Origin of the sequence: Crossiella sp. CA-258035 (assembly GCF_030064675.1) — a bacterium.
Taxonomy (GTDB): domain Bacteria; phylum Actinomycetota; class Actinomycetes; order Mycobacteriales; family Pseudonocardiaceae; genus Crossiella.
On record NZ_CP116413.1, the window covers coordinates 4,428,383 to 4,448,504 of the forward strand.

The following is a 20,122-nucleotide window of genomic DNA, read 5'->3' on the forward strand; positions in this document are numbered from 1 at the left end:
TTGACCGATGAACGGCAGGCGAGAGGGGAACCACTGGTGGTGGCCAACGACGGTGACGCGGCCCGCAACCTGCTCAGCCAGGTGCTCTCCGGCAATGACGCCGAGGTGGCCAGTCGCTGGGTGGAGCTACAGGTCGAGCGCGGTGAGCAACCGCCCCGGCTGCACGAGGCCGACCTGCGCGCGGAAGCCGTCGCGGTGCTGGACGGACTGCGCACCGGGATGGCCTCCGCGCTGCCGTTGCCCGAGGTGGTCAGGGCGCACGAGCCGCTGCGGGAGGCGCTGGCCGACCTGTCGCTGCGCCGGGCCCGCACCGGCACGCCGCCCGCGGACACCGCCATGGCCGTGCTCGCGCTCAAGGAGGCGCTGCTGGCACAGGCGTCCCGGCTCGACGCCGATCCCGGCACGCTGCTCGCGGTGGCCGGTGAGATCAACCGGCTGCTGGACGCGGCCGCGGTGCTGACCTTCCAGGCCTACGTGGAAGGCCGGGAGGAGATCATCCGCTCCCAGCACCAGGAGATGCTGGAGCTGTCCACCCCGGTGGTGCGGCTGTGGCGGCACGTGCTGGCCGTGCCGCTGATCGGCACCCTGGACAGCACCCGCACCCAGGTGGTGATGAACGGGCTGCTGGAGGCCATCCAGGCGCACGAGGCCAGGGTCGCGATCATCGACATCACCGGCGTGCCGATGGTGGACACCGTGGTGGCCCAGCACCTGCTGCAGACCGTCAGCGCGGTCCGGCTGATGGGCGCGGACTGCCTGATCAGCGGCATCCGGCCGACCATCGCGCAGACCATCACCCAGCTGGGCATCGACCTGTCCGCCATCGTCACCAGGGCCACCCTGGCCGACGCGCTGGCCGACGCGATCCGGCTGACCGGCGACGAGCCGGTGCGGTCATGAGCGCGCCGCGCTCCAGCGTGCCCATCCTGCGGCTGGGCGACATCCTGCTGACCGGGCTGCTGGAGGACCTCGACGACACGGCCGCGCTGCGGTTCACCGGCGAGCTCACCGACCGGATCGCCGCCGAGGGGATCCGCGGCGTGGTCATCGACATCTCCCGGCTGGAGCTGCTCGACTCCTTCGCCGCCCGCCTGCTGATCGAGCTGGCGGGCACCGGCAGGCTGCTCGGCGCCCGGATGATTGTGGCGGGCATGCGGCCCGCGGTGGCCATCACGCTCTCCGAGCTCGGCTTGCAGCTCACCGGTGTGGAGACCGCGCTGGACGCCGAGGCCGCGATGGTCCGGCTGGGCTGGCAGCGAGCGCGGCGCCATGCTTCGTGACCAGAGCGCACCGGCCCCGGCCGCGGAGACCTACCCGATCCGCGCCGAGCACGACCTGCTGCGCACCCGGCACGCGGTGCGCGCGGCCGCGGTGGCCGCCGGGTTCGACCTGATCGGCCAGACGAAGATCGTCACCGCGGCCAGCGAGCTGGTGCGCAACGCCTACATCCACGGTGGCGGCGGTTCGCTGGTGGTGGAACAGGTGCGCTCGCTGACCGGCAGGCGCGGGCTGCGGCTGACCGTGCGCGACTCCGGCCCGGGCATCCCCGACCTGACCTCGGCCTTCGCTGACGGCTACAGCACCGGGCCGGGACTGGGCCACGGGCTCGGCGGCGCCCGGCGGCTGGTGGACGAGTTCCACCTGGACACCGGGGCAGGGGCCGGGACCACCGTGACGGTGACCAGGTGGGCCACGTGATCAACGCCGCCGAGCAGCCCACCCAGAGCTTCCGGGTGGACCACGCCAGCGCGGTGCACGGGATCGCCAAGGCCGCCCGCGCCGCCGCGCTGGCCGCCGGGCTGCCGGGGGCGATGCCGGAGCAGGCCGCGGTGATCGCCTCGGAGCTGGGCAGCAACCTGGACAAGCACGCCCGCGACGGGGTGATCGCGGTGCAGCCGCTGCTGCTCGGGCACGGCATCGAGATCCTGGCCGCGGACGCCGGGCCGGGCATGGCCGACCTGGCGCGCTGCCTGGTGGACGGGCACTCCACCACCGGAACGCTCGGCGCCGGACTGGGCGCCATCCGGCGGATGGCCACCGAGCTGCACCTGCACTCCGAGCCCGGCACGGGCACGGTGGCCGCGGCCCGGCTCATCAACCCGGCCGGAACTTCCTTGCCGCACAAGGACTTCGGCTACGTCCGGGTGCCGGCCGACGGCGAACGGGTCAGCGGCGACGGCCTGGCCCTGCACCGGGCGGGCGAGGGCTGGACCGCGTTGCTGGTCGACGGCCTCGGCCACGGACCGGCCGCGGCCGAGGCCGCCGAGCAGGCCGTGCTGACCTTCCGGCGCGACCCCGAGCTGCCACCGGCGCGGCTGCTCACCGCGCTGCACCACCGGTTGCGGCTGACCAGGGGAGCGGCCGCCGCGGTGCTCCGGGTGGCCGGCGGTCGGGCGGAGTTCTGCGGGGTGGGCAACATCCGCGGGCTGGTGCTCGGCGACGGCCCCCGGCGCAGCCTGCTCAGCCGGCCGGGCGTGGTCGGCCTGCACCTGATCACCCCGCAGGTCACCACCGTCGACCTGAGCCTCGGCGGCACGGTGGTGCTGCACAGCGACGGCCTGGACGCCACGGCGGCGCTGCTGGAGACCGTGGGGCCGGTGCGGTTGCCGCCCGCGCTGCTGGCCACCGAGCTGGCCCACCGGCACCGCCAGCTCCGCGACGACGCCACGGTCCTCATCGCCAGGGCACGGGAAGGAGCCGGATGAACAGGGACACCTCACCCGTCCTCGACCTGAGCCAGCTCAAGGCCGGGTTGCGCGCTCGGTGCGCCGAACACGGCGTGCCGGTGGAGACCAGGGCCCGGCTGGTGCTGGCGGTCGCGCTGCTGGCCCGGCCGGTGCTCGCGGCCGGGCAGCCGGTGCGGGTGACCGATGAGGTGGACCCGAGCGGCCCGCTGCTCGTGATCACCTTGCGGCTCCCGGAGCACACCCCGGTCGCGGGCGCGGACCTGCCGCTGGTGCCCGAGCCCGGCGGCCCCGGCGTGGCGGTGTGGCGGATCCCGGTGCCGCAGGTGCCGCCCGCACCGGACTGCCCGGCCGAGACCGCGGCCGAGCAGGAGCTGGCCGCCGTGCTGGCCCGCCTCGACGGCCTGGAACGCGAGCAGTGGGAGCTCAAGCACGAGCTGGCCGAGACCAACAGCGGCGTGCTGGCCATGTACGTGCAGCTGGAGGAGCGCGACGAGCAGCTGCGCCGCTCGCACGCGCAGATCTTCCGGCAGCTGGAGGACGCGCTGCGCCCGCCGCCGCCGGTGGTGCCGGGCGTGGACCTGGCCGTGCACTACACCCCGGCCGAGGCGGACGCGCCCACCGGCGGCGACCTCTACGACTGGTTCGTGCTGCCCGACGGCAGCCTGCACATCACCGTGGTGGACGCGGTCGGCCACGGCGTGGCCAGCACCCGCAACGCCCTGCACGTCACGCACGCGGTGCGCACGCTGTGCCTGGAGGGCTACCCGCTGGGGGAGCTGGTCGAGCGGACCGCGATCGCCCTGCGGATCACCGACCCGCGCCTGATGGCCACCGTGCTGCTCGCGCGCCTCGACCCGCGCACCGGCAGGCTGGAGCTGGCCAACGGCAGCCACCCACCGGCCCTGCTGGTGCGCGCCGACGGGGCCGCCGAGTACCTCACCGTGCCCGGCCGGGGTGTGGGTTTCCCGCTGCCGGGCAGCTTCGAGGTGCGCACCGAGACCCTGGCCGAGGGCGACCTGCTGCTGTTGCACACCGACGGGCTGACCGAATGCCGCGGCGACGCCGAGGAGGGCGAGGCCCGCCTGCTGGCCGCGGCCACGGCGCACGCCGCGCTGCCGGTGGGGGAGCTGACCGAGACCGTGGTGGCCGGGCTGCGCACCGTGGTCACCCACACCGACGACACCCTGCTGCTGGCCGCCCGCTACCGCACGGCGCCATCGCCCCGTTGAGCGGACGGGGGCAGGACACCCGCTGACTTCGCGCGCGTCAGCCACCGCACGGTGGGACCCGCGCCGATGCCGTGCAGCAGCACACTGCCCAGCACCAAGGTCACCGTGACGAGCAGGATGGTGTCGGCGGCAGGTCCCTCGGGCAGCCGGTTGAAGGCGAGCAGCCCGAACACCACCGAGGTGGTGCCGCGTGGCCCGAGCACCCCGACCTGGAGGCGTTCCCGTTGGGAGAGCGCCGATCCGGCGAGGGAGAGGTGCACGGGGAGGATGCGCACCACGGTGATCGCGGCGAAGCAGAACAGCGCGACCTGCCACGGCAGCCCGGCGGAGAAGGCCAGCACGGCGCTGACGCCCACCACGAACCACAGCGTCATGGTCAGCAGCGTGGTGAAGTCCTCGAGCAGGCGGAAGTCCTCGTCCAGCACACCGGCGCGCAGCAGGTCGCGACCGGCGGGGGAGCGGTGGATGTGCCGGGCCTTGGCCAGCCGGTGGACGTAGCGGAAGGTGACGCCGCAGATGAAGGAGGCCACGAACCCGTTGCCGTCGATGGCCACCGTGGCGGTGTAGGTCAGCAGCGGCACCAGCAGCACGGCGATGCGCCCGGACTGTTCGGTGAGCCAGCCCGCGCGGTGGGCCGCGGTCAGCAGCAACGCCAGTGCCGCGCCGAAGAGCACCCCGACCAGCAGGGCCTTGAGCGCGAAGGGCAGCACGGTGGCCAGCGCGTCCAGCGGGGTCCGTTGCTGGGTCTGGTCGCCGGCCAGGATCAACGCGAACAGGAACAGCGGCGAGATGATGCCGTCGTTGTAGCCGCTTTCCACGTTGAGCACGCTGCGCACCCGCGAGGGCAGGCCGCGGTCGCGCACGACCCGTTCGGCCGGGGCGAAGTCGATCGGCACGACCACCCCGGCGAGCAGCAGCAGCAGCATCGGCCACGGCAGGTCCGGGAACAGCAGCCAGCCCAGCAACACCGCCGCGAGCAGGCTCAGCGGCATCGCGATGAGCAGCACCCTGGCCACCAGGCCGGGCGAGCTGCCCCACAACCGCCCGCCACGGACCTCGGTGGCGTCCACGAACAGCAGCACGGCCAGCACGATCTCGGCCACGTACAGGGTGGCCTCGGTGTTGAGCGCGAGCGCGATGGAGCTCTCGTTGACCAGGCCGATGACCACCCCGGCGGCGACCGTGACCACCGGTGCGCCGAGGTTCCACCGGTCCAGCCGGGCCGCGGCGAAGGAACGGACCGCGATGGCGACCGCGATCATGAGCAGTAGCGAGTTCATGTGACCGGAAGTCGCAGCCGGAGCTGGAAACCGCCGTCGGCCGTGGGACCGGCGTGGATCCGGCCGTCCAGCAGCGCGGCCCGCTCCTGCAATCCGATCAGCCCGTGGCGGGCGCTGGGCAGGGTGAGCGCGGGCCGGGTGGGCGGGGTGTTGGTGACGGTGATGGTCAGGTCGGTGTCGTCGTGGCTGAACTCCACCGTGGCCTGCGCGCCCGGGGCGTGTTTGCGGACGTTGGTCAGCGCCTCCTGGATGGTGCGGTAGATGGCCCGCTGCACCGGCGCCTCGACCCCGGGCGGCGCGCTGCCGACCAGCCGGGTGTCGATGCCGCTGTTGTCGATGAGGCGTTCCAGGTCGGTCAGCGTGGGCTGGGGCGCGAGCTCGGTGGCCGGGGTGCCGGAGGCGCGCAGCAGGTTGACCATGTGCCGCAGCTCGTCGAGGGTGTTCACCGACAGCGTGCGGATGTGTTCCACCGCCTCCCGCACGGTCGGATCGGGGGTGCTCACCGTGACCACCGCGGCCTGCACCGCGATCAGGCTGACCTGGTGGGAGACCACGTCGTGCATCTCGCGGGCCAGCTGGTTGCGTTCCTTGGTCAGGATCACCTGGGCGTCCAGCTGCCGCTCGTGCTCCCTGGCCTCCTTGACCTCGGCCAGCCGCAGCGCCAGCTCACGCCGGGTGTGCAGGAACCGGCCGAGCAGGATCGGCGCGCCCGCCGTCATCGTGGAGTAGATGATGTCCAGCACCAGGTCCGGGATCGGGATCGGCGCGCCGGGTTCGGAGAGCGGGAAGACCAGGCTGACCGCCGCGGCCAGTCCGCAGCCGCCGAGCAGCCACCAGCTCCGGTGCCGGGCGGCCACCGTGTAGAGGGTGACGATCACCGGGATGATCGCGCCCAGCAGCACCACGGCAGGCAGTGCGACCGCGAAGGCGGGCAGGGGCCAGCGGCGGCGCAGCACGAGCACCAGCACGGCGGCGGCGCCGAACGCGGCGGCCGTGCTGGACTCGGTGATCCCGGTGATGGCCGCCTCGACCGCGGCGACCGCCAGCACGGCGGTGTCGGTCAGCCAGCGGGGCAGCCGCGGTGTCACGGTCCGCGCTCCCCGTCGGCGAGCAGTCCGGCGCGCTCGGCGACCAGCGCCGCCTGCACCCTGCTGCCCACCCGCAGCTTGGTCAGGATGGCGCTGACGTGGTCCTTCACCGTGCCGACGCTGACGTGGATCCTGGCGCCGATCTCGGTGTTGGACAGTCCCTCCGCGATCAGCACGAGCACTCCGCGCTCCCGCTCGGTGAGCTGTCCGGCGCGCGCCACGGCCTCGCCGTCCGCGCCGCCACCGAGGTGGCCCTCCACCACCGTGCGGCTGACCTTCGAGGAGAGCACCACCCCGCCCGCGGCCAGGGTGCGCACCATCTGGGCGAGCTGAGCGGGCGCGGTGTCCTTGAGGATGAAGCCGGCCGCGCCCGAGCGCAGCGCCGTGACGATGTACTCGTCGGAGTCGAACGTGGTCAGCATGGCGACCACGGGCGGGGGTTTGAGGCCCTGGAGCTGGCGGAGCACGGTGAGCCCGTCCATGTCGGCCATCCGGATGTCCAGCAGCACCACGTCGGGCCGGTGCAGGCCCACCGCGCGCACCGCCTGCTCGCCGGTGGAGGTGGCGACGACCTCGATGTCCCCGGCCGCCTGGAGGATGAGCCGGAAGCCGGAGCGCACCAGCTCCTCGTCGTCCACGACGACCACCCGAATCATGCCACGCTCCTTTGTGGATCCTGTGTCCGTCCAGTGTGGTCACCACCGGCCTCCGGCGGCCACCCGGGGCCGGACCAGGGCGGCGCGGCAGGCGAGTTTCGGGGGAGGGGCCCGCCCGCCGCGCCGGTTCTCGGGGGCTAGCCCTGTCTGCGGCCGTAGGTGCCCGCCAGCAGGCTCACGCCACCGGCGGCGAGCCCGATCTGGATGATCAGCTCGATCCAGTCGATGCCCCTGGTGTCGCCGACGCCGAGCGCGTTGGCGATGACCGTGCCGAGCAGCGCCGCGCCGATGCCGATGAGCACGGTCAGCCAGATCGGGATGCGCTGCCTGCCGGGCACGACCAGCCTGCCCAGCGCGCCGATGAGCAGGCCGACGATGAGTGCGCTGACAATTCCGGAAATGGCCATGGTCGCTCCTTATGTGGTCAGTTGGGTCACTCGTCGTCGCCGAACATCTCCTCGGCGACCTCGCCGAGCACCACGCCGCCGACCACACCGGCCGCACCGGCGGCGAGCATGCCGCCCATGCCCGGCCCGCGCTGCTGCTGGCCGGGGTGGTCATATCCCTGGTGAGCGCCGTAACCGGGCTGGCCGTAACCGGGCTGGCTGCCGAAGGCCGGGTTGTGGCCGCCGTGCCCACCGCCGAAGGCCGGGTTCACCTGGCGGCGCTCGGCGGCCTGGGCGAGCCACCCGGAGATCAGCGAGGCCCAGTCGGTGACCTGCGCTTCCTGGTGCGAGAGCCGGAACTGGCCGAAGGTGTCGCCGCCGGGGGAGAACATGCCGCCGCGCCGGTCGGCGGCCAGCAGGACGCACAGCTCGTGCGGACCGGCCACGAAGGTCAGCTCGACCTCCTCGACCCGGCCCGCGTACTGGGCGGGGCAGGCGAACCGGAGCGCCTGGCGGAAGCCCAGCTCCTGGGCCACGCCGGGCGCCCGGCCCGCTACGACGCCGGTGCCGCGGAAGGAGAACCCGAGCTGCCCGAAGGCGTCCAGCACCTTGTTCTGCGCGGGCAGCGGGCCGACCTGCACCGGGTCGAGGTCACCCTTGTCCGGCGCGCCCGCGATCACCAGCTCGGTGCGCACCCCCACCGCCATCCGCGGCAGCGGCGAGCCGCCGACCGCGGTGATCGGCGTCTCCCAGGGCAGCGGCAGCTGGAACGGGATGGCGACCAGCTCACCCGCGGGCACGCGCACGCCCTGCTGCACCACCAGCCGGGAGAACTCGGCGGTGCCGCCGTCCCCGTGCTCGCCCTCGGCCTCGATCACCAGTGACAGCACCACCTGGCCGATCTCGGTGTCGGCGGAGCCGCCCTGGACGCGCACCTGCCCGGTCAGCGCCTGTCCGGGCACGGCGTACGGGGAGTCCAGCACGGTGTCGACGGAGGGGCCACCGATACCGAAGGCGCTCAGCATCCGGTTGAACATGAACAGTCTCCTTCAGGAAGTGTGGAACGGCGCTGACTTCGGTTTCCCGTTGGTGCGCATCGCCTGTCTCATGTGGACCAGCCTGCGCCGGCGGCACCGGCCGGCAACATCTGTCAGGCGTCCGGAACAACCCCCTGACTGGCTGGATGGCACCCCGCCAGGTGGCTGGTCAGCGCGCGCCGCCGGGGAAACTCGGTGCCGTCGCAGGGCTTCGCTCGGTAGTCTCCACCGCCGTCGGCGTCGTCGGTGTCGATCGATCGCATGTGGACTATCCAATGTAGACAGTCGTAGAAGGAAGGAAGCTGGACATGACCGTCGGGCATTCCTCGTGGCGCGATGTCGCGGACGCGGAGGATTCCGGGTCGATCGGTGATCCGGTGCGGGTGGACGGTCGCCGGATCTGGCGGCTGTTCGCGCCCTACCGGTGGCGGCTGGCCAGTGTGATGGGGCTGATCGCGTTCACCTCGGTGGTGGGGATCCTGACCCCGTTCATCGTCAAGGCGATCGTGGACGAGGCGCTGCCGAACAAGGACCTCCAGCTGTTGTTCGTCTTCGTCGGCGGGCTGATCGCGATCGCGGCCGTGGAGGCGGTGGTGAGTGTCGTGCAGACGCTCATCGTGTCGCGGGTCGGCCAGGCCGTCATGCACGATCTGCGCATCGGCGTCTACGGCCACCTGCAACGGATGTCGCTGCGGTTCTTCACCGGCACCCGCACCGGCGAGGTGCAGTCGCGCATCTCCCAGGACATCGGCGGCATGCAGTCCTTCGTGACCAACACCGCGGTGGACCTGACCCGCAGCGCGGCGGTGGTCTGCGTCTCGGTGGTCGCGATGCTGGTCCTGGACTGGCGGCTGGCGCTGTTCTCCTTCCTCGCCCTGCCGTTCTCCATCTGGGTGAACGGGCGGGTCGGCGCGCTGCGCGAGCGGGTGACCACCCGGCAGCAGGAACGGCTCGCCGACATGCAGTCCCTGGTCCAGGAGTCGCTGTCGGTCTCCGGCATCGTGCTGAGCAAGACCATGGGCCGCTCCCGGCGGATGGTCGAGCGGTTCACCGGCACCTCCCGGGACGTGGCCGGTCTGGAGGTCCGCTCGCACACCGCGGGGCAGTGGGAGTACTCGGTGGTCACGCTGCTGATCTCGGCCATGCCCGCGCTGACCTACCTGCTGGGCGGTTTCCTGATGGGCGACACGCCGTCGATCACCATCGGCACCCTGGTCGCGATGATCGCTCTGCAGGAGACGTTGACCTGGCCGCTGGAGGAGATCCTGCGCTCCACCGTGGAGTTCCGGACCGCGCGGGCGCACTTCGCCCGGATCTTCGACTACCAGGACCGCGAGGTCGACATCGTCGAGCGCGCCGACCCGGTGATCCGCGCCCCGGCCGACATCCGCGGCGACGTCCGGTTCCACCAGGTCTCCTTCCGCTACGCCGGCGCGCCGGAGCCGACCTTGCGGCGGATCGACCTGGACATCCGCGCGGGCACGAAGGTGGCCGTGGTCGGCGGGACCGGTTCGGGGAAGACGACCCTCGGCTACCTGGTCGCACGGCTCTACGACGTGGACTCCGGAGCGGTCACCATCGACGGCATCGACGTGCGCGACCTGAGCTTCACCGCACTGGCCGGGATGCTCGGGGTGGTCACGCAGGAGCCCTACCTGCTGCACGCCTCGGTGGCGGACAACCTGCGGTTCGGCAAGGAGGACGCCACGGACGCCGAGCTGGTCGAAGCGGCCAGGATCGCGCAGATCCACGAGCTGATCGCCAGCCAGCCCGACGGCTACGACACCGTGGTCGGCGAGCGGGGGTTCCGGTTCTCCGGCGGCGAGAAGCAGCGCATCGCCCTGGCCCGGACCATCCTGCGCAACCCGCCGATCCTGCTGCTGGACGAGGCGACCAGCGCGCTGGACACGCGCACCGAACGCGCGATCACCGAGGCCCTGGACAAGATCATGGCCGACCGCACGGTGATCACGATCGCGCACCGCCTCTCCACCGTGCGCGGGGCCGACCAGATCATCGTGCTGGACCGGGGGGAGATCGTCGAGCGCGGCACCCACGAGGAGCTGGTGGCCCGCAACGGCCACTACGCCGAACTCGTGACCGGGAGCGCTCCCGCACCGGCCTCGTGCGGTGACTAGACTCCGCCCGTGCGCATCGGGGACACCATCGCCGACCGGTACCGCCTCGATGAGGCCGTCGGCGAGGGCGGCATGGGGCAGGTGTGGCGGGCCACGGATCTCGAGCTGCGGCGGGAGGTGGCCCTCAAGCTGACCCGCACCGGCGACGGCGAGCAGACCCGGCGGGAGGCGCGGATCGGCGCCGGGGTGCACCACCCCAACGTGATCTCGGTGTTCGACGTGGTGGTGGAGGGCGACCGGCGATGGCTGGTCACCGAGTACCTGCCCGCCCGCAGCCTGGCCGAGGTCTGCCGCACCGACGGACCGCTGGCGCCGGAGCGGGCGGCGCACGTCGGGGCGCAGCTGGCCGGCGCGCTGGCCGCCATGCACGCCAAGGGCATGGTGCACCGGGATGTCAAGCCCGCCAACATCCTGCTCGCCGAGGACGGCACGGCGAAGCTGACCGACCTGGGCATCGCCAGCTGGCACCAGGTCACCCAGACCGAGAGCGCGCTCAGCGGCGGCACGCCCGGCTACCTGGCGCCCGAGGTGCTCACCGGGCACCGGGCCACCCCGGCCTCCGACGTCTACGCCCTCGGCGTGACCCTCTCCGTCGCGGTGGAGGGCCACCCGCGGACCGACCGGCGGCTGACCCAGGCACTGGCCGCGATGACCGACGACCTCCCGGCCCGCCGCCCCAGCGCGACCAAGGCCGCCCGGCTGCTCGGCGGCATCGACGCGCGCAGGCCCGCGCGGCGTGCCGTGCTGGCCACCGCGCTCGGCCTGGTCGCGGCCGTGGTCGCCGCCGCCGTCATCTTCTGGCCCGAGGCGCGGCCCCAGCCCGGCAACGCGCTCACCGGGTCCAGCGCCCCGGCCGTGCCGGGCAACGGCCAGGCCTCGCTGCTGTTCGGCCTGGGCGACCAGATCAACTCCGCGCTCGCGGCCGAGCTGGTGCGCGAGACCCCGGTCCGGATGCTGACCACCAACTACCACAAGCCGAGCGACCTGCCGAAGTTCCAGGACTGGCGGGACACCCTGGTGGCCAACGCCTACGCCCAGGGCTACGCGCTGCACGTGATCGTCGCCGACTGGGGCTTCGAGGACCCCGAGGTGCCGGTCAACACCAAGTACGGGGTGGGCTGCGGGCGCGGCCATCCGCTCTCCGCCGACTTCCCCCGGCACATGCGCAGCCTCGCCCGCATCTTCGCCGGCCGGGCCGACGGGCCGCCGCTGTACGTCACGGTGTTCCAGGAGGTCAACAAGTTCGCCTGCATGAACGGGGTCTACGCCGACGAGCCCTCGACCACGGCGTACTACCGGGCGCTGATGGACCGGTACCTGGAGGTCCGGAACATCATCCGGGAGGAGGCCCCCAACGCGCGGGTCGCGATGGGCTGGGACGCCTGGCAGGCCGAGGACGACCACCCGGCGACCGGCGGCGGGCCGTCGATGTTCGCGCACTTCGCCGAGGTGCTGCGCGCCTCGGACTACCAGGCCGTGCTGGCCAAGGACCCCGAGGGCAACGTGGCGACCATCCGGGAGTGCGTGCGCCGCCTCGGCGAGTACGGCCCGGTGATGGTCGCCGCCTACGGTCCCAGCGACACCCCTCGCGAGATCATGGAACGCGACGTCCGCGAGCTGCTCGCCGAGGAGTCGCTGGCCGAGCTGTCCCGGCACCGCCTGTTCGCCTGGAACTTCAACAACGGGCGCGTGCTGGCCGATGCGGGCCGGCCCGCGCTGGACTTCATCAAGGACGTGGTGCGCCGTCGCGGCCGGGAACCCCGGTGACCCGGACGGCTCGTCATCGCTCGACCGGGGCGGACGCCGCCCAGCTGGCGAGCAGGTTCATCGCCCGCCGGGACGGTGACCCGTCTTCCGTGGTGTAGACGAACAGGGTGGTGTCCGGGTCGCCGGGCAGTGTGAGGGTCTCGTACTCGACGGTCAGGTCCCCGACGAGCGGGTGGCGCAGCCGTTTCGAGCCGTGCGTGCGCTGGTGCACCCGGTGCTGTTCCCACCACTGGCCGAACTCGCGGCTGTGCTCGCGGAGCTCGGCGACCAGTTCGACGGTGGCCCGGTCCCCGGGGTCGCGGCCGACCTCGAACCGCAGGCTCTCCACCGCGGCCCTGGCCTGGTCCGGCCAGTCCACGAACAGCGATCGGGCGTCCTCGTCGAGGAACATCCAGCGGGCGTAGTTGCGCTGTGCCGCAGGCAGCCGGTCGAAGTCGGCGAACAGGGCCCTGGCCATCCGGTTGGCGGCCAGGATGTCGGTGCGGCGGCCCAGGATCAGCGCGGGCTCGCCGTCCAGGGCGTCGAGTAGCTGGTAGAGCCCGGGGCGGACCCGCTGCACGCTCCGGGCTGACTGGCGAACCGGCTTCGCGGTCAGCCCGATGAGGTCTGCCAGGTGGGCGCGCCCGGCGGCGTCCAACTCGAGCGCTCGGCCGATCGCCGCCACCACCGCCGCGGACGGCACGATGCGCCGCCCCTGCTCCAGCCGGGCGTAGTAGTCGGCGGACACCCCGGCCAGCCGCGCGACCTCCTCGCGGCGCAGACCAGGCACCCGGCGCACCCGTCCATCCGGCGGCAGACCCGCCCGTGCCGGGTCGACCTGGGCGCGGGCGCGCCGCAGGAAATCGGCGAGTTCGCGGTTGCTGTCGGCCACACGCCCCATTCTCCCGGACAGCGCTCCCGCGTGCCTGGCCCTGTGCGTCCTAGGCAGCCGGGTCCGAGGTCCCGCAGGGCGCGAGATGAGCGCCTGCACGGGATTCCGCCCCGGCAGGCTTGAGCCATGAGCAAGATCCTGATCGTCATGTCCGCCGCCGACACGTGGGCGCGCACCGACGGCACGTCGTACCCGACCGGCTACTGGGCCGAGGAGCTGGCCGCGCCGCACGAGAAGTTCGTCGAGGCCGGTCACACCGTCGACTTCGCCTCTCCCGGCGGCGTGTCGCAGCCGCTCGACGAGCACAGCGCCAACCCGGAGATCGCCGGCCCGGACTGCGCCCGGTACGTCAGCTACGCCGAGCAGGTGCTGAGCGCGTTCGGCCCGCCGCGCAAGCTCAGCGAGGTCGACCTCAACGACTACGCCGCGGTGGTGCTGCCCGGCGGCCACGGCCCGGTGGTCGACCTCTGCCAGGACGCCGACCTCGGCCGCCTGCTCACCGAGGCGGACGCCGCCGGGAAGCTCATCGGCGCGGTCTGCCACGGTCCGGCCGGTTTGCTCTCCGCGGTGGACGAGGAAGGCAGGTGGCTGTTCGCCGGCCGGGAGATGGCGGCGTTCACCGATGAGGAGGAGCAGCTGTTCGGCACGGCCGAGGGAGCGCCGTGGCTGCTCGCCAGCAGGCTGCGCGAGCTGGGGGCCGAGCACGCCGGGGGACCCGCCTACCAGCCCTTCACCGTTCGGGACCGGAACCTGTTCACCGGCCAGAACCCGGCCTCCAGCGCTCCGATGGCCGAGGCCATGATCGCCGCCCTCCGCCAGCCGGCGCGATAGCCGCCGTCAAGCGGGTTCGGCGATCCTGCCGGCGACCTCCACGGCGATCTCGATCGCCCGAGCCGCGAGCGGGGAGTGGGTGCGGTTCGCCTGCCACAGCAGGAAGATCTCGCGCGGTGGCAGTCCCGGCTCGAGCTCGTGCACGCGCAGCGACCGGTCGGCGCCGCCGAGGGCGAGTCGCGGCAGGATCGCCGAACCCAGGCCGGCGCGCACCATCGACAGCACGGTTTCGTTGCCCGCGGTGCGGAACACGATCCGCGGCGCGACGCCGTGGCGGGCCAGCGCCTGTTCCATCCGGGCCTGGTCGCAGACCGGCGGGTGCGCGACCATCGGCGCGCCGTCGAGCTGGGCCAGCCGCACCGGGCCGTCGGGGAAGGTGCCGCGGCGGGCCACCAGCAGGTAGGGATCGTCGAGCAGTTTGCGGTGTTCGACCTCGCCGTCCACGCGGCTGTCGAAGAACATCAGGTCGAGCTCGTGCACCGGTGGCCGGTCGGTCTCCTCCTCGAACAGCCTGATGTCGCAGCCGGGATGCTCCTTCCGGAGCCCGCGCACCACCGGCGGCAGGATCACGTTGGACACGCTCTGGAAGGTGCCGATGTCGACCCGGCCGTCACCGGCCTTGAACCGGTCGACGGCCGCGGCCAGCCCCTGGGCCTTGGCCAGCAGTTCGCGACCGTGGGCCAGCACGACCGTGCCGAGCGGGGTGATCCGCACCGGCTTCGGTCCGCCCGGCCGGTCGAACACCGGGCCCCCAACGGCTTTCTCCAGGGCCGCGATCTGCTGGCTCACCGTCGACTGGGTGTACCCGAGCCGTGCGGCCGCCCGCCCGAACGAGCCCTCGTCGGCCACCGCGGCCATCGTGCCCAGGTGCCGCAGTTCCACGTCGGACATGAGCCCACCCTAGCCAGGTACATCGCAGAGGGCGATTGATTCGATCGGAAAGTATCGCTGTTGCCGATGGCAAGGCGGGGCTAGCGTGACGCCCATGACCGATCACCTCTCGCACGGCGAGAAGCTCCTCGACCTCAACGGCGTCGAGCTGTGCGTCGAGACCTTCGGCAACCCCGCGGACCCGGCGATCCTGCTCATCGACGGCGCGGCCGCCTCGATGCTGTGGTGGGAAACCGAGCTGTGCGAACAGATCGCGCGCGGCGACCGGTTCATGATCCGCTACGACAACCGGGACACCGGCAGGTCCACCAGCTACCCACCGGGGCGGCCGGGCTATGCCTACACCGACCTGGCCGCGGACGCGCTCGGAGTCCTGGACGCACTCGGGGTCGAGCGCGCGCACATCGTCTGCCGGTCCATGTCCGGCGGCATCGGGCTCCTGCTCGGCGTGGACCACCCCGGCCGGGTGGCGTCACTGACCTTCGTCTCCACCTCCACGGGTGCGGACGGGCTCCCGCCGTCCGCGCCGGAGCTCGCCAGTGGCATCCCCGCCGACCCGGACCCCGCCGATGCTGGCGCGGTGGTGGACTTCGTTGTCGCATCGGCCAAAGCGTGCTCGGGCGGCTCGCCCCACTTCGACGAGACCGCGACCCGCGCGCTGGTCGAGCGGGACGTGGCCCGCGCCCGCGACATCGCGGCCACCCTGGTCAACCACTACGCGATGAGCTTCGACGGGTCCGCCCGCGACTTCGCCGCCATCACCGCGCCGACCCTGGTGGTGCACGGCGACCTCGACCCGGTGTGCCCGCTTCCGCACGGACACGCGCTGCGCGAGGCGGTTCCCGGCGCGCGGCTGCTGGTCCTGGCAGGCGCCGGGCACGACCTGCCGAGGCCACTGTGGGAGGTGTTCGTCCCGGCGCTGCTCCAGCACACCCGGGTGCTGCCCGAGCTGTTCGACTACGACGCGGAACTGCGCCAGCACAACGAACTCTTCCGCGCCGCGGCCCGCATCGGTGCCCGCGACCGGGTGCTCGACATCGGCTGCGGCGCCGGCCAGACCACCCGCGAGGCCGCCCGGGCCGCCGTCGACGGGAGCGTGGTGGGCGTCGACGTCTCCGCGCCGATGCTCGAACGAGCCCGCGGGCTCAGCGCCGAACAGGGGCTGACCAACATCACCTTCCAGCAGACGGACGCGCAGGCGCACCGCTTTCCGCCGGCGAGTTTTGACCTCTGCATCAGCAGGTTCGGCACGATGTTCTTCGCCGACCCGGTCGCCGCGTTCACCAACATCGGCCGCGCCCTGCGTCCCGGCGCGCGCCTGGTGCTGCTGGTCTGGCAAGGACGCGACCGCAACGAGTGGGCCACCGCGATCCGCGAGTCCCTCACCGCCACACCGGCCACACCCGTCGGGCCGGACGCGTTCTCCCTCGCCGACCCGGCCGCCACCGAGGAGGTCCTGGCGGCGGCCGGGTTCACCGGCATCAGCTTCACCGACGTGCACGTGCCCGTCTACTACGGCCCGGACAGCGCCACCGCCCTCGACGCCGTGCTCCGCCTGCTGAAGTTCGGCGACCTGCTGGCCGGCCTGGACCCCGCGGCCGCTGAGCAGGCCCGCACGCGGTTACGCGCCACCCTCGACGCGCACACCACCGGCAGCGGCGTGCTGTTCGACTCGCGGGCCTGGATCGTCACCGCGCACCGCCGCCCCTGACCATGCCGATCATCACCAGGTGCAGGCGAACTCGTTGATCACCCACGCACAGGCCTGGAGCTGCCCGGGGAGACCGTAGTAGCTGTTCGTCTTGATGTCCTGTGCGGAGCCGGTCGCATACACCCTGGAGTCGGGAACAGGGCCGTTCACGTTGTACGGGCGGTAGTACATCTCCACCCATTCGCCCAGTCCCGCATAGGCGTTGGTCAGTTGGGCGTGGAACCAGTCGATGTTGGGACGCGGGGACGGGCAGGCCCAGAGCCGGATCCAGGACTGCTTGAAGTACCGCTGTTCGACGATGCTGCACCCGGCAGCCGGGGCCGCCGCGGTCACTGCCGTGCCGGACGGCGTCTCGGCCACGGCCTGGGCGCCGGCCGTGGTGCTGAACAGCAGCGCGACCGCGCTGACGGTCGCACAGAGGACTTTGTGCCAGTACTTCATCGGAATCCCTCCAGAGAACCGGAGCAACTAGCTCACTGCGCACCATGCTGCGAACCCGGCTGTGAACGAACTTGGAGGAACTCTGGAACCCGGTGGTCATGGGCGTGCGCGGGTGGCAGGCTTCGGGTGGGGGAGGAAGCCATGCGGTTTGGGATCCTGGGGGAGATCGGGGCATGGACGGACCGGGCCGTCGCGCTCGGGCACGCCCGCCAGCGGAGTGTGCTGGCCGTGCTGCTGGTCGAGGCGAACCGGGTCGTGTCCACCGAGCAGTTGATCGACCGGGTGTGGGATGAGCGGGCGCCCCAACGGGTGCGGGGTGTGCTGTCCACCTACATCTCCCGGCTCAGGTCGGTGCTGCGGCCTGCGGAGGCGATCCGGCTGACCCGCAGCGGCAGCGGGTACCTGCTGGCCACCGAGCCGGACTCGGTCGACCTGCACCAGTTCCGGTCCCTGCTGTGCCAGGCCAGGCAAGGCGGTGACGACGAGCGCACGGTCAGCCGGTTCGAGCAGGCGCTCGGCATGTGGCGCGGCCAGCCGCTGGCCGGACTGGACACGCGGTGGGCCGGCGAGGTGCGGACCGGCCTGCTCGCCGAGCGGCTGGCCGCGGAGCTGGACCGCGGCGAGGCCATGCTCCGCTGCGGCAGGCACACCGAGCTGCTCACCGGACTCGCCGCCCGCGCCGCGGCACACCCCCTGGACGAGCGGCTGGCCGAGCAGCTGATGCTGACCCTGTACCGCTGCGGGCGGGCGGTCGAGGCGCTGGCGCACTACCGGAGCCTGCACCGGCGGCTGGCCCAGGAACTGGGCGTCGACCCCTGCGCCCGCCTCCAGCAGCTGCACCAGCGAATCCTCGCGGCGGACCCCGAACTCGAACCGCGGCAACCTCAGGGCCGGGTGACCCTGTCCACGCCACGGCAGCTGCCTGCGCCGCCGCGCCGGTTCATCGCCAGGGAGCCCGAGCTCGCCCGGCTGGACCGGGCCGTGCACGACCGCGGCGACTGGGTGGTCATCACCGGCGCGGGTGGCGTTGGCAAGACCTGGCTCGCCCTGGAGTGGGCCGGCCGGAACCTGGGCCGGTTCCCCGATGGCCAGCTGCACGCGGACCTGCGGGGCTTCCACCCCACGAGCGCGCCGACCGACCCCGCGACCGTGCTGGCCGGCTTCCTGCACGCCCTCGGCGTCGAGCCCGCCGGGATCCCGGTGGACGTGGACGCGCGAGCCGCCCTGTACCGCAGCCTGGTCGCGGGACGGCGCATGCTGGTCCTGCTGGACGACGCCAGGGACACCGAGCAGGTCCGGCCACTGCTGCCCGGCGAACACACCTGCACCGTGCTGGTCACCAGCCGCCACCGCCTCAGCGGCCTGGTCGTCCAGCACGAAGCCCACCCGGTCACCGTGGACGCGCTCGCCGACGGCGCGGCCAGGGCGCTGCTGCTCGCCCACCTCGGCGCGGATCGGCTGGCCGCCGAACCCGAGGCGGTCGGCGAGTTGTTGCGGCACTGCGAAGGACTGCCACTCGCGCTGAGCATCGTCAGCGCCCGCGCCCGGCCCGGGCTCACGCTGGCCACACTCGCCAAGGAGCTGCACGACGCGCACGGCCGGTTGGACGCCCTGGACGCCGCGGAGCTGACCGCGAGCCTGCGCACCGTGTTCACCGCCTCCGTCCGAGCCCTCACCGCCGAGGCCGCCGAGCTGTTCGGCCTGTTGAGCCTGCTCCCCGGAGCCGACATCGATCCGTTGGGCGCCAGCGCGCTGACCGCCAGGAGCCCCGCCTGGGCACACCGCGCGCTCCGTGCGCTGGCGGCCGCGCACCTGGTGCAGCAGGACAGCGGCGACCGGTACCGCATGCACGACCTCCTCCGCTGCTACGCCGCCGAACACCTGGCCCGCACCCGGCCCGCGCGGCTCCGCGAGCAGGCGACCCGCCGCCTGCTCGACTACTACCTGCACGGCTGCGCGCTGGCGGTGGGCGACCCCAGCTACGTCACGACCCGCCGCAGTCCGGCGCTGGCAGGCGCCCACCGGCCCGAACACCTGCCCCCGATGGACACCAGGGCGCAGGCCCTCGCCTGGTTGACCGCCGAGCACGCCAACCTCTTCGCCGCGGTCGAGGCCGCCGCCGACCACGGCTGGCACGACCGCACCTGGGCGCTGGGCCACCTCTTGCAGGACTACGTCTTCCGCCGCGGCCACGCCGACGAGGTCCGGACCGCCCAACGCCTCGCCCTGCATGCCGCGCAACACGTTCCGCAGGCATGGGCGCACGCCGGCACCGTGCTCAACCTCGGCCGCGCGCACTGGCACGAGGCCGACTACCCCGAGGCGGCCCGCTGCTTCGAACGAGCCCGCGAGCTCGCACGGGGAACAGCCGAGCCGCCCATGGTCGCGGCGGCCACCGTCTACCTGAGCGCCGCCTACGCGCACTGGGGACGCTGGGGCACGGCCTCGCGGCAGGCCGGCCAGGCGGTCCTGCTCGCCGTCCAGGCGGCCGACCGGGGGCTGGAGCTGCTCGCCCGCACCAGCCTGGCCAACGTCTCCAGCTGGCTCGGCGACCACGATGCCGCCCTGCGGCAGGCCGACCGCGCACTGGCGCTGGCCACCGACGCCGCAGGCGAGTACTTCGCCCGGCTCGCCCTGGCCGCCACCACGGAACGCCTCGGCCAGCACGAGCGGACCCGCGACCAGCTCCAGCGACTCCTCGACCTGGAACGGGAACTGCACTGGGGCTGGGGCATCCACGCCGTGCACGCGGGCCTGGCCAACACCCTCGTCCAGCTCGGCAGTCCGGCCGAGGCCAGGCGCCACCTCGACCTGGCGGTGCCGGCGGGCGCACCCGATCCGTGGCACGACTGCCTCGCCCAGCTGCGCGCGGGCTCGGCCCACCACGGGCTCGGTCAGCACGAGCAGGCCGTGGAGCAGTACGAGCAGGCGATGACCTTCGCGGTCCGGATCGACAACCCCGGGTTGCGGAGCGAGATCCACCTGCGCCTCGCCGAACACCACGAGACCGGTGGCGAGCACCGGCTCGCCACAGAGCACAGGGAGCGCGCACGTTCCCTGGTGACTCGCGCCCGGTCGAGCTGACCGAGCTGGACGGGTTGCCCATGTC

The 20,122-nt window shown here is 73.0% G+C and carries 18 protein-coding genes; 10 read left to right on the plus strand and 8 right to left on the minus strand.

What is annotated here, in order from left to right; all coding sequences use genetic code 11:
- The first annotated feature begins 36 nt into the window (after positions 1 to 36).
- Genes N8J89_RS20095 through N8J89_RS20115 form a run of 5 tightly spaced genes read left to right on the plus strand, consistent with a single transcriptional unit; the run spans position 37 to position 3,916 of the window.
- On the plus strand, positions 37 to 900 hold the full coding sequence (locus N8J89_RS20095) for an STAS domain-containing protein (RefSeq protein ID WP_283665913.1): 864 nt from the start codon (positions 37 to 39) through the stop codon (positions 898 to 900).
- The gene (locus N8J89_RS20100; RefSeq protein WP_283665914.1) at positions 897 to 1,280 is read left to right on the plus strand and encodes an STAS domain-containing protein; all 384 of its coding nucleotides are present in this window, start codon (positions 897 to 899) and stop codon (positions 1,278 to 1,280) included. Before N8J89_RS20095 ends, N8J89_RS20100 begins: the two co-directional genes overlap by 4 nt.
- Positions 1,270 to 1,698: an ATP-binding protein gene (locus tag N8J89_RS20105; RefSeq protein ID WP_283665915.1), complete on the plus strand. Its 429-nt coding sequence runs from the start codon at positions 1,270 to 1,272 to the stop codon at positions 1,696 to 1,698. The genes N8J89_RS20100 and N8J89_RS20105 overlap by 11 nt, the downstream gene beginning before the upstream one ends.
- A complete protein-coding gene (locus N8J89_RS20110) occupies positions 1,686 to 2,705 on the plus strand; it encodes a SpoIIE family protein phosphatase (protein WP_283665916.1) in 1,020 nt (339 codons plus the stop codon). The genes N8J89_RS20105 and N8J89_RS20110 overlap by 13 nt, the downstream gene beginning before the upstream one ends.
- Positions 2,702 to 3,916 (plus strand): PP2C family protein-serine/threonine phosphatase, encoded by a 1,215-nt coding sequence (locus tag N8J89_RS20115; protein ID WP_283665917.1) that lies wholly within the window; start codon positions 2,702 to 2,704, stop codon positions 3,914 to 3,916. The genes N8J89_RS20110 and N8J89_RS20115 overlap by 4 nt, the downstream gene beginning before the upstream one ends.
- Here the strand turns inward: N8J89_RS20115 and N8J89_RS20120 are convergent.
- The 5 genes from N8J89_RS20120 to N8J89_RS20140 form a co-directional block, all read right to left on the minus strand.
- Positions 3,889 to 5,196, minus strand: a complete 1,308-nt coding sequence (locus tag N8J89_RS20120; protein WP_283665918.1) for a cation:proton antiporter domain-containing protein — start codon at positions 5,194 to 5,196, stop codon at positions 3,889 to 3,891. The genes N8J89_RS20115 and N8J89_RS20120 overlap by 28 nt on opposite strands.
- Entirely contained in the window at positions 5,193 to 6,284 is a 1,092-nt protein-coding gene (locus N8J89_RS20125) for a sensor histidine kinase (protein ID WP_283665919.1), read from the minus strand. Before N8J89_RS20125 ends, N8J89_RS20120 begins: the two co-directional genes overlap by 4 nt.
- Positions 6,281 to 6,940: a response regulator gene (locus N8J89_RS20130; protein WP_283665920.1), complete on the minus strand. Its 660-nt coding sequence runs from the start codon at positions 6,938 to 6,940 to the stop codon at positions 6,281 to 6,283. The genes N8J89_RS20125 and N8J89_RS20130 overlap by 4 nt, the downstream gene beginning before the upstream one ends.
- A 137-nt stretch (positions 6,941 to 7,077) precedes the next feature.
- On the minus strand, positions 7,078 to 7,347 hold the full coding sequence (locus N8J89_RS20135; protein ID WP_283665921.1) for a GlsB/YeaQ/YmgE family stress response membrane protein: 270 nt from the start codon (positions 7,345 to 7,347) through the stop codon (positions 7,078 to 7,080).
- A gap of 26 nt (positions 7,348 to 7,373) precedes the next feature.
- A complete protein-coding gene (locus N8J89_RS20140; protein WP_283665922.1) occupies positions 7,374 to 8,363 on the minus strand; it encodes a sporulation protein in 990 nt (329 codons plus the stop codon).
- A gap of 308 nt (positions 8,364 to 8,671) precedes the next feature.
- Here N8J89_RS20140 and N8J89_RS20145 point away from each other — a divergent pair, with 308 nt between their 5' ends.
- Entirely contained in the window at positions 8,672 to 10,501 is a 1,830-nt protein-coding gene (locus tag N8J89_RS20145; RefSeq protein ID WP_283665923.1) for an ABC transporter ATP-binding protein, read from the plus strand.
- Between the two features lie 9 nt (positions 10,502 to 10,510).
- Positions 10,511 to 12,268 carry a serine/threonine-protein kinase gene (locus N8J89_RS20150; RefSeq protein WP_283665924.1) on the plus strand — a complete coding sequence of 586 codons (1,758 nt, stop codon included), beginning with the start codon at positions 10,511 to 10,513 and terminating at the stop codon, positions 12,266 to 12,268.
- Positions 12,269 to 12,281: 13 nt separating this feature from the next.
- Here N8J89_RS20150 and N8J89_RS20155 read toward each other — a convergent pair whose 3' ends face one another.
- Positions 12,282 to 13,148 (minus strand): helix-turn-helix transcriptional regulator, encoded by an 867-nt coding sequence (locus N8J89_RS20155; RefSeq protein WP_283665925.1) that lies wholly within the window; start codon positions 13,146 to 13,148, stop codon positions 12,282 to 12,284.
- A 117-nt stretch (positions 13,149 to 13,265) separates the two neighbouring features.
- On the opposite strand from N8J89_RS20155, the gene N8J89_RS20160 reads away from it, so the two are divergent.
- A complete protein-coding gene (locus N8J89_RS20160) occupies positions 13,266 to 13,970 on the plus strand; it encodes a type 1 glutamine amidotransferase domain-containing protein (protein ID WP_283665926.1) in 705 nt (234 codons plus the stop codon).
- A 6-nt stretch (positions 13,971 to 13,976) separates the two neighbouring features.
- Here N8J89_RS20160 and N8J89_RS20165 read toward each other — a convergent pair whose 3' ends face one another.
- Entirely contained in the window at positions 13,977 to 14,861 is an 885-nt protein-coding gene (locus N8J89_RS20165) for a LysR family transcriptional regulator (RefSeq protein WP_283665927.1), read from the minus strand.
- A 94-nt stretch (positions 14,862 to 14,955) separates the two neighbouring features.
- On the opposite strand from N8J89_RS20165, the gene N8J89_RS20170 reads away from it, so the two are divergent.
- Positions 14,956 to 16,572 carry an alpha/beta fold hydrolase gene (locus N8J89_RS20170; protein ID WP_283665928.1) on the plus strand — a complete coding sequence of 539 codons (1,617 nt, stop codon included), beginning with the start codon at positions 14,956 to 14,958 and terminating at the stop codon, positions 16,570 to 16,572.
- Positions 16,573 to 16,584: 12 nt separating this feature from the next.
- Here the strand turns inward: N8J89_RS20170 and N8J89_RS20175 are convergent, their stop codons facing one another.
- Positions 16,585 to 17,013, minus strand: coding sequence for a hypothetical protein (locus N8J89_RS20175; protein ID WP_283665929.1), 429 nt, complete (start codon positions 17,011 to 17,013; stop codon positions 16,585 to 16,587).
- Between the two features lie 141 nt (positions 17,014 to 17,154).
- Here N8J89_RS20175 and N8J89_RS20180 point away from each other — a divergent pair, with 141 nt between their 5' ends.
- Positions 17,155 to 20,097 (plus strand): AfsR/SARP family transcriptional regulator, encoded by a 2,943-nt coding sequence (locus N8J89_RS20180; protein ID WP_283665930.1) that lies wholly within the window; start codon positions 17,155 to 17,157, stop codon positions 20,095 to 20,097.
- The last annotated feature ends 25 nt before the right edge of the window (positions 20,098 to 20,122 follow it).